This window comes from Dehalococcoidales bacterium (assembly GCA_035529395.1).
Lineage (GTDB): Bacteria > Chloroflexota > Dehalococcoidia > Dehalococcoidales > Fen-1064 > DUES01.
On sequence record DATKWT010000142.1, the window covers coordinates 1 to 8,464 of the forward strand.

Annotated in this window: 6 protein-coding genes; 5 read left to right on the forward strand and 1 reads right to left on the reverse strand. The window is 53.3% G+C overall.

The genetic code is table 11. From position 1 onward, the window contains the following. Nucleotides 1-428, reverse strand: a 428-nt coding sequence (locus tag VMW13_09270) for a hypothetical protein (GenBank protein ID HUV45004.1), incomplete at its 3' end; no start/stop codon positions are given. A 957-nt stretch (nt 429-1,385) separates the two neighbouring features. On the opposite strand from VMW13_09270, the gene VMW13_09275 reads away from it, so the two are divergent. The 5 genes from VMW13_09275 to VMW13_09295 form a co-directional block, all read left to right on the forward strand. Next, complete coding sequence (locus VMW13_09275) at nt 1,386-1,532, forward strand: hypothetical protein (protein HUV45005.1); 147 nt, start codon at nt 1,386-1,388, stop codon at nt 1,530-1,532. A gap of 60 nt (nt 1,533-1,592) precedes the next feature. Next, nucleotides 1,593-2,231: a hypothetical protein gene (locus VMW13_09280; protein ID HUV45006.1), complete on the forward strand. Its 639-nt coding sequence runs from the start codon at nt 1,593-1,595 to the stop codon at nt 2,229-2,231. Between the two features lie 197 nt (nt 2,232-2,428). Then, nucleotides 2,429-3,997 carry a PKD domain-containing protein gene (locus VMW13_09285; GenBank protein ID HUV45007.1) on the forward strand — a complete coding sequence of 523 codons (1,569 nt, stop codon included), beginning with the start codon at nt 2,429-2,431 and terminating at the stop codon, nt 3,995-3,997. A 1,947-nt stretch (nt 3,998-5,944) separates the two neighbouring features. Further along, nucleotides 5,945-6,319, forward strand: coding sequence for a cohesin domain-containing protein (locus tag VMW13_09290; protein ID HUV45008.1), 375 nt, complete (start codon nt 5,945-5,947; stop codon nt 6,317-6,319). A gap of 805 nt (nt 6,320-7,124) precedes the next feature. Then, nucleotides 7,125-8,464: choice-of-anchor D domain-containing protein (locus tag VMW13_09295; GenBank protein ID HUV45009.1), on the forward strand; the 1,340-nt coding region annotated here is incomplete at its 3' end.

The following is an 8,464-nucleotide window of genomic DNA, read 5'->3' on the forward strand; positions in this document are numbered from 1 at the left end:
TGAATCGGTGAGACCTGCTTACAGAACCGCTCAATCATTTCCATCGGGACATTATGCAGGATCGGGTGCGGTGCACTGGCGCCGATGATTCGCTTCTTCTCATCGACTCCATTCACCAGCAGCGCCTCCAGTGCTTCTCCAACGCGGTGTCCTTCCGACTCGGGCCCGCCGATAATCATGTATCGTATGTTGGGATTGGCGACGATATTACAGATGATCTTCTCGAAGCCGATATTCTCCGTCTGCACCGTGCCAGCAAGTGCTGCTCCGCTCTCAATCCCCGCTCGTACTAACATCACCAACTCCCGCGGTATCTTGTCACTGTCACAGTTAAGAACAATCGCCACTGCAACTGGCGAGGCATCATTACCCCGCAGATAGCGGCCTTCTTCGGGTGGGTAGTTATGGTGTGGCACCACCTTTAGCATGGTTACCTCCTTGCAATTGTGAGGCAAGGCATAGGATTGTCCCGCTTACTTACCTCAATAAAGTCACGACAATGAATTATATATAATCGAATAGAAGCTGGCAACGCAAACAATATAGCTCAACTTCGAACACTCCAAGAATACTTTCCAGCATGGAATTGCTCCGTAAGCAACCTCTGTAATGCTGGAATCAAATCCTTCTTCTTGAAAAATAGTTCGGAATGCTTCCAATGCGGGCTACCAAAATTGAAGCTAAAAGCTCTCGAGTTCTTAAGAATTTCGGGGGCTTCATCATTCTTGCTAACGGACTGCCAATAGTGGCATTCTGGAATGACGCTGATGGGGTCACTGGTTACACTGTCAGCCGGTTCGCATAGCCCGCACAGAGACATCTTCGCCTGCATTCGTCAACTCATAAGGCCAGGCTGAAGCGGAATCAGCTAGACTCACGATTATGGTGGATGTAGGCAACCAAGTTGATACTGTTGGCGTACCCCCTGGTTCTACGCCCCATTGTGATCCGTCGTCCAGAGTCAGTCTCTCGCAATCTTCCGAGACTTCCATCAGCATGTGTTCCGTGGGTTGTTCGCTCATCTTCACCTCCTTACCCCACTTTGTGTAATGAAAGAATCATACTGGGTTACCTAGTACTTTGTCACGCCTGGATAATAAAGCTTCGTCAAACCGCTTCGCAGCTGCTTCTTGTATTCCTGGAGCTACATGGCTGTATGTGTCAAGGGTTATCTGGATACTGGAATGTCCCAACCTCTCCTGAACTACCTTTGGATGCACCCCTTGTTTGAGAGGCAGTGAAGGCGTGGCTTGCGAAGCGCAGGCATGCCGGCCTGGCGCTTACCGGAATAGAGAGTACCTTCTTACTCGTGCCGGACGTGACCAAAGGCCCATTGACAAGCAGCAGGGATATGCTACGCTGAAAGCAGGAGGAGGCGTTCAGGTGTGCGGGGTGTTAGGAAGATGCGGGGACTGCCGGACCGGATGGCCAACGTAATACCGCCAGCCAGCGTCGGTACTATGACGACACCGCTGACACCTTTGGGAATACTGTATCTGACAGGGTATCATGGGCTGCTACTGGTACCGTAAGCTCACAAGTTTGCACCTCTTGGGCTTTTTCAGCCGATATCCTGAGCCTAGAATATGATTATGAGCAATCAGAAACTAGCCGTCAAGAAAAGGACCGACTCTACAGACGAGTCAAAGCCGCAGGAAGTGGCAGAGCAGGGCCACGTGGAGTTGTTTGGAAGGGAATTCCGCATCGTTCACAACGGCCTTGACCCGGACGAAGTCGTCGATTACCTCCAGAATACCAGTGGCTCAAGTGGCGCTGCCTTCAAACAGCTGGAGCAGTTCTCCGCGATACAGGCAGTTGCCAAAACGATGGAGGAGTCGATAGCTCGAGCCAAGCGGCTAGCGGAAACCGCCAGAGAACAGGCGGAGGACGAGGCCCAGCAGGAGAAAGCCCGGGTAATCGAGGATGCGAAACGGCAAGCGGCCGAGAACGTCCACCGGGTGACCAAGCCCTATCTCACCTCCCTCGACACGGTCTACTCTGCTCTGCTCGAAGCTATCAAAGACGCCTTTGAAAAGACCAAGGAGACGGCGGCCACGATCCTTGCCGAGATGGAAGAGAACGCGCAGGCTGAGGTTGTGGCGCAGCTGGAGCAATCGATCCCGGATATCGAACAGCCTGAAGAGGTGGCATCAGAATCCGAAGCTGGTGACAGCGAAGTGACCGTAAATCGAATGGAGGGATGGCAGAGGGGACCAGGCATGAAACGATAGCGAAGCCCTGCTACCGAAAGGATGAGTCCTATGAAGAGAAGCAGATTTGCGCCAAGCATGCTTGTGGCAATGTCAAGACGGCGGGTTGATATCAGCCACCTGCCGACAGGCACAACAGACGCGAGCGACCGCATCTCGGAGTTGTAATGAGGAGTGTCGGTAGAGTTCTACCTGTAGCTGCTGTTGTGCTGCTGGCTATGACCGGGTGTACCTCACAACCCCCAACACCCGCTCACCTACCGCCACCGCCGTTGGCCTTTTTTACAGTTGACGTGGAGTCTGGCACCGCGCCCTTGACTGTCACGTTCAGTAACGCCTCTGTCGGACCGGCTACCTCATTAGAGTGGGACTTGGGTAATGGCACAACCAGCACAGAGAAGAATCCAGATTACGTCTACACTGTCGCAGGAAGCTACACTGTTCAGCTTACGGTTCGCGGCCCAGGCGGTATCGACACCGTTACCAGGCGTGATCTCATCACAGTGCAGCCGGGCCCGCCCGCTAGCCTGGAGATCGCTCCATCCAGCGCGACGCTAGCCGTTCAGGAGGCCACGCAGTTCACAGCCGTCGCCAGAGACGAGTTCGGCAATGTTGTGCCCAGTACAGTGACCTGGGGGATTGCCGGAGAAGGTGGCTCCATAACCCACGGAGGTCTGTTCACGGCGGATGCGACGGTGGGAACGTTCGCCCACACTGTAACTGCCTCTCTGGGAGCTGTTTCAGGTGGGCTTGTGGCCACTGCTTCTGTGACCGTAGGGCTGGGGCCTGTGACCAGCGTCGTGGTGGGACCTGCTAAGGTCACGCTGGGAATAGGCGTCACGCAGGTATTCAGCTTCGGAGTCTTCGACGACGGCGGGAACGAAATCTCACATGCTCTAGGCTCATGGAGCGTGTCGCCCGACACGGGCTACATCAGTCCGGACGGACATTTCACGGCGGGAACGAACGCGGGGTCGCATGCGGGCGCGGTCCAATGCAGTGTCGTGAATGGAACACACAGGGCTTCGGCGACGGCGGACGTGTCTATCTTGCCTGACCCTTTAGTCACCGTTGACGTTCAGCCGTCCGACATTGTCGTGGACAGGGACACTGAGCAGCAATTCACCGCCGTAGGCCTGGATCGGCACGGCAATGAGATCCCTGATCTTGTGTTCCTCTGGGAAGCTACCGGGGGGAGTATCGACCAGACCGGGATTCTCACCGCCGTTGGGCAGAGTGGAATATTCGAGGTCAGAGCATCAGTGACTCACAATGGCGAAACCTGTACCGGATCAGCAGCATTCGGGATTCCGCTGGACTACTCTGGATTCCCCCCAGTTGTCTGGGACTTCACCATGGGCCTGCAGGGCTGGACGACAACGGTAGTAGGGGTTTGGGAGGGCGAAGTAGAGGTCAGAGACCTCAGATCCAATTTAATTGGCCTTCTGTTCGAGAGTATCGGCTCGAATCCCATAATCTTAAGCCCACCGGTGACCTACCCTCATGGCGGAAGCCTCCGGATCACAATCCGCATGAAGACCGACGCTTCTCCCCCTGGCACTGGGAAATTCTACCTCGGACGAGAAGGGTTATCTTTTTCTTCCGGGGACTATTATGCTGGGAGCTTCGATGTCAACCCAGACGGCGATTGGCATGAGTACGAGGTGGTGGTCCCCTCATGGGGGCGAACCAGGACATTTCTTAGGCTCGATCCGGTCACATCCACCGGCCGCGTCGGGATAGCCTGGATCAAGGTCGAGCCGTTCTTCTCCCTCGAACCCGATTAGGTCGCCATAGCAAGGGTATCCTCATTAGCCCTACGCTTGTCCGAGTTCACCCTGCTCTCTGCAAGCCACTTGCTCTCATTGAATCGATCGGTCCTTCATGGCTCTCCTGCGACACGTCGTCGAGTCGCTGGTGAGATACTACTCCTGGTGTTTCACCTCCAGATCCCTCGTGTCCTCGCAGCCAATCCCCACTCGAGAACTGTGCCGCGCGTGGAGCGCCACGATGATAAATGGGGCTTGCGGGACCGGAAATGAGTGCCTGACTAAGGGCTCCTGCATATAGTGCGCATTTTGAATCGGGCGGAGCCACCAGGTGAGAAACCGGGCCTTAAGCCACCAACACCGAATGCATTGGCAACGCCGATATTACCCGTCCCTTTTCGGGATACGTCCTGCTTTTTGAAGAGGCGTGTAAAGATAAGGGCAAAAGGTATTGAACCGTACAGGTAGCATGTAAATGCAAACAACAGGGTCTGCCATGTAAGGAACGCAGGTGGAAGCACGATTGAATCGGGTAGAGGCATATATATAATGCCCGGTAATAACCCGTCTATGCCATACACCATTTTAGTACCTGTTACTCGTTGATTTACAGGTCGAGTCTGGCCAATAGGGCTATCATGTTACCAGTCATCCGTCTCACAATTGACTTGACAACGCAGGCTGCCATCGCCAGACCGGCAAAGTCGTATCGCCGTATGCGAGATGCCGCGCCAGTTGTCATCCTGAGCGAATCGAATGGACCTCGGGGTGGTGGGTAATGGGTTCTCCTTCCCCACCCAAGATTCTTCGTCGTCCTTCGGGTTATTGAGAGGACGGACTCCTCCAGAATGACAACGTGGATTGTAAAGCCATATACGAGACACTACACTAGGACTTTAGTAATAACGCAAACATGCAACCAGGTATTGTATAAAGACTTTCAAGAGATTACGGCTTGACGCTGATGGCTGTACTGACTACAATAATCTCACCCATGCCGGGGTGGCGGAACAGGCAGACGCAGCGGACTTAAAATTCTAGGCTAGAATGTCAACTGGTGTTCTTACGCTCAAACTAGTACAATTGTGTCCATCGTCAAAACTCTATTTTGAGCCTGCAGTACCTTCTGGTGACACCCAGTCCTTTTCAATTTGTCGCCATTTTGTCGCCAAATACCTAGTCTCGGTTTGAGCGTGAGTTGGTAATGGGCTAGCATTCTTTTATAGGATACTCAGTATGGTTCAGGTTCCTCCTCATTGATCTTGGTGCGTCTGTAGGGAAGACCTGCTAGCCCTCTTCTCTAATCATCTGGCTACGCCCCTCTAGTCCAGCCCAGCCAACTCAGCAAATCTCTCTTCCGTGGGATCAATGCCACGTTCATGCACGGCTTCAGCCCAGCGGGTGTAAGTAACCCTACGCATTGATTGACGTTCTACCCACGGATGCATGAATACTGACGCCAGTATACTGTTCTTCATAGAATGCGCCCTAGCGAGACGTGGGCAAGTGAATCGTGTGACGTTGTAGCCGCGGCACGTATCGTGATAGCCCCTCAGACACACCAGTTCATGGGATACAATCCGAGGTTAAGGGAGGCCTTCCACTTCGGGCAGTGTGTCCAAGCCATTCTCGAAGGTAATCCCAACGCATTTCTGACAACCTGAGCTGCTCGGTCCTAAAGTGGAGTTGCTATGGTTAACTGTCATATTTGTGGCAAGGAATTCAAGAATACTCAAGGGTTGGCCGGTCACATGAGCTTCAAGCACGGAATTAAGAGTGCTTCGGCGGGAGCTGCTCCAGCTGCTCGATTAGCTACTGAGCAAGACCTTAAGCAGATCAACTACAGGACGGAGCAAATCGAAGCAAGTACTGTGTGTGTGAAGAGGGACTTTAACGGAGATGGGAGGATAACCACTCTGGCTGCACTTTGCGCCCTGCAGATGGCAGTGGGCAAGCGAACTGAAGGTGCCTGTTGACCTCAAGGGCGCCAGCAATGTCGGTAGTATTGGTATTGAACTGGCCTATGATTCAACGGTCTTGGAGCCATTGGAAGTGAAGACTGCTGAACTGACAGGGAATTCCATGATGGAATACAACGTGAAAATCCCCGGACGGGTGATAATTGGCATCATTGACGCTTCTGGTATAAATGGAGATGGCACGCTGGTTACGGTTTCATTCAACGTTGTTCGCAATGAAGGAAGCAGCCCCCTTACTTTAGAGAAAATAGAGGTCCATAACGCCAATACCCTTATTGACATTCCCGCCACAGTTTCAGCCGGACATTTCGTAGTTGAAGACCACTCTATCACAACCCCGGTCGTTAATCTCACTCCATAACGGAAATGTAACCGGGAACTTAGCTAGGCACAGCTTCAGATTGTGGTCGCACGTGCATCCATAATGTAGCTTCACATTTTAGTATGTTGTTACTTATTGCACGATTTAGCGTTCTGTTCAACGCCTGGAACTGCCGCCGATCAATCTCTATTCCGGGCCATTGGACTACTTTCTGTTGTTGGCACAATGACACGTACGTGGACTACGCCCGTTCTGCGACAGCCATGCCACTGTGGTGGGAAAAGGCAATAAAAGTGCGGTTGACACAGTCCATCCGGCAGGCTATAATCTGAGTCCCTGTACACTAGTGAGTATCCATATCCCAGCCCGACACGAGTGACTCCCAGGCAGTGAGGCGGGGGCACGGGGATGGGAAAGGGGCGGCCGGTGCCGCTTTGTTTCTGTAGGAGGTGATACGAATGGTGCGGGAGTACTCTACTTGAGTCGAGCGCATGGCAGCAAGTAGCAGAAAACCGAGAAGAGACAGAAAAAGGTGAATGACCATGCGGTCATTCTAGTGGTCCCTATCTCAGTTCTGCAGCCCGAAGGATGGTCGTGGTTGTGTAGCCATTAGAGTTGCTCTTGCCTTAGCTGGAGGGGCCGCTCGCAGAGACACCTGGAAATATCCGTAAAGAGGGCAAGAGTACTATGAAGAAGTTATGGTTACTATCATTGTTGCTTACCCCGACACGCAGCAATTTTGCCTCTCGGATGCCAGGGAGTGCTCTAAGATTTTGAGCTCTTACTATAGAAATGCTCGCTCGAGTTAATATAATATACTGCGCCGGTGTAAAGGGGTGAGAAAATGAGAAAGAAGAATGTAATTCGCCTGTGGATAGCCATCTTGCTGACGATGGCCCTGCTCATTCAACCTGCTAGCGTTCAGGCAAACGGCGAACCGGACATAACGGTAAATCCGATAGCCATCGACTTTGGCACTATCGTCGAGGTATACTCTTCAAGTCCGCCGGAGACCGTGACCATTACCAACAACGGTACGGCTGACCTTAATATCGGCACTATATACATAAGTGGTGCTAATGCCGAACTCTTCTCCAAACAGAACGATAACTGCTCGGAGCAGACGCTGGCACCCGGAAACTCGGCAGACCTGGAGGTAGTGTTCAGCCCGGATACAACCGCTCCCTGTTCAGCCACCCTGTCCATCCCCTCTAACGACCCTGATGAAAGCCTGATCAATATACCTTTGAGCGGCGTTGCTACCGCCAGTTCCTATACGGACAAGACCATATGCACCGAAGACGGAGATCAGCAAAATCCGGCGATTTACTGGGACCGCATCGTCTGGGAGGATAACCGCACCTACACCCCGCAGATCCACATGTATGACCTGACTGCCGATGAAGAAACCGAAGTATGTTCTGCAAGCGGAAGCCAGAAAAATCCGGCCATCTGGGGCGACCGCGTCGTCTGGCAGGATAACCGCGACGGTAACTATGATATCTACATGTATGACCTGGCTACCGGTGAAGAAACACCGATATGTACTGAAGCAAGTAAACAGGAAGAGCCGGCGATCTGGGGCGACCACATCGTCTGGATGGACTACCGCAACGGCAACCGGGACATCTACATGTATGACCTGGTAACCGAAAATGAAATACCCATCTGCATTGAAGCAAGCAACCAGTGGCATCCGGCTATCTGGGGCGACCTCATCGTCTGGGAGGATGACCGCAACACCTGCCTGGTCGACGGTAATGCCGATATCTACATGTATGACCTGGGTACCAGCGGCCTAACGCAGATTACTACCGACCTCCGGGACCAGGGCAATCCGGCTATCTGTGGCGACCGCATCGTCTGGGAGGACGACCGCAACGGCAACCGGGACATCTACATGTACGACCTGGCCGGCGGAGAGCTTACCGCCGTCTGTACCGAGATTCACACACAGGATAATCCTGCTATATCGGGAGAGGCCATTGTATGGGAGGACTCCCGGGGGGCGGAAGAGGATGTCTATCTGTACGAGCTGGCAACAGGCGCCGAGATACCGCTATGTACTGCACCTAATCGGCAATGGACTCCGGCAATATCGGGCCACCGGGTGGTCTGGGAGGATATGCGTAACGCCTCCCTGTATTCCTGGGAGGGGGATATCTACTCCTCGGCATGGGTAAG

What these genes read in the sequence shown, in the direction of transcription:
- VMW13_09285 (HUV45007.1), top strand. Translation starts at nt 2,429, where the DNA reads ATGACCGGGTGTACCTCACAACCCCCAACACCCGCTCACCTACCGCCA.
- VMW13_09280 (HUV45006.1), top strand. Translation starts at nt 1,593, where the DNA reads ATGAGCAATCAGAAACTAGCCGTCAAGAAAAGGACCGACTCTACAGAC.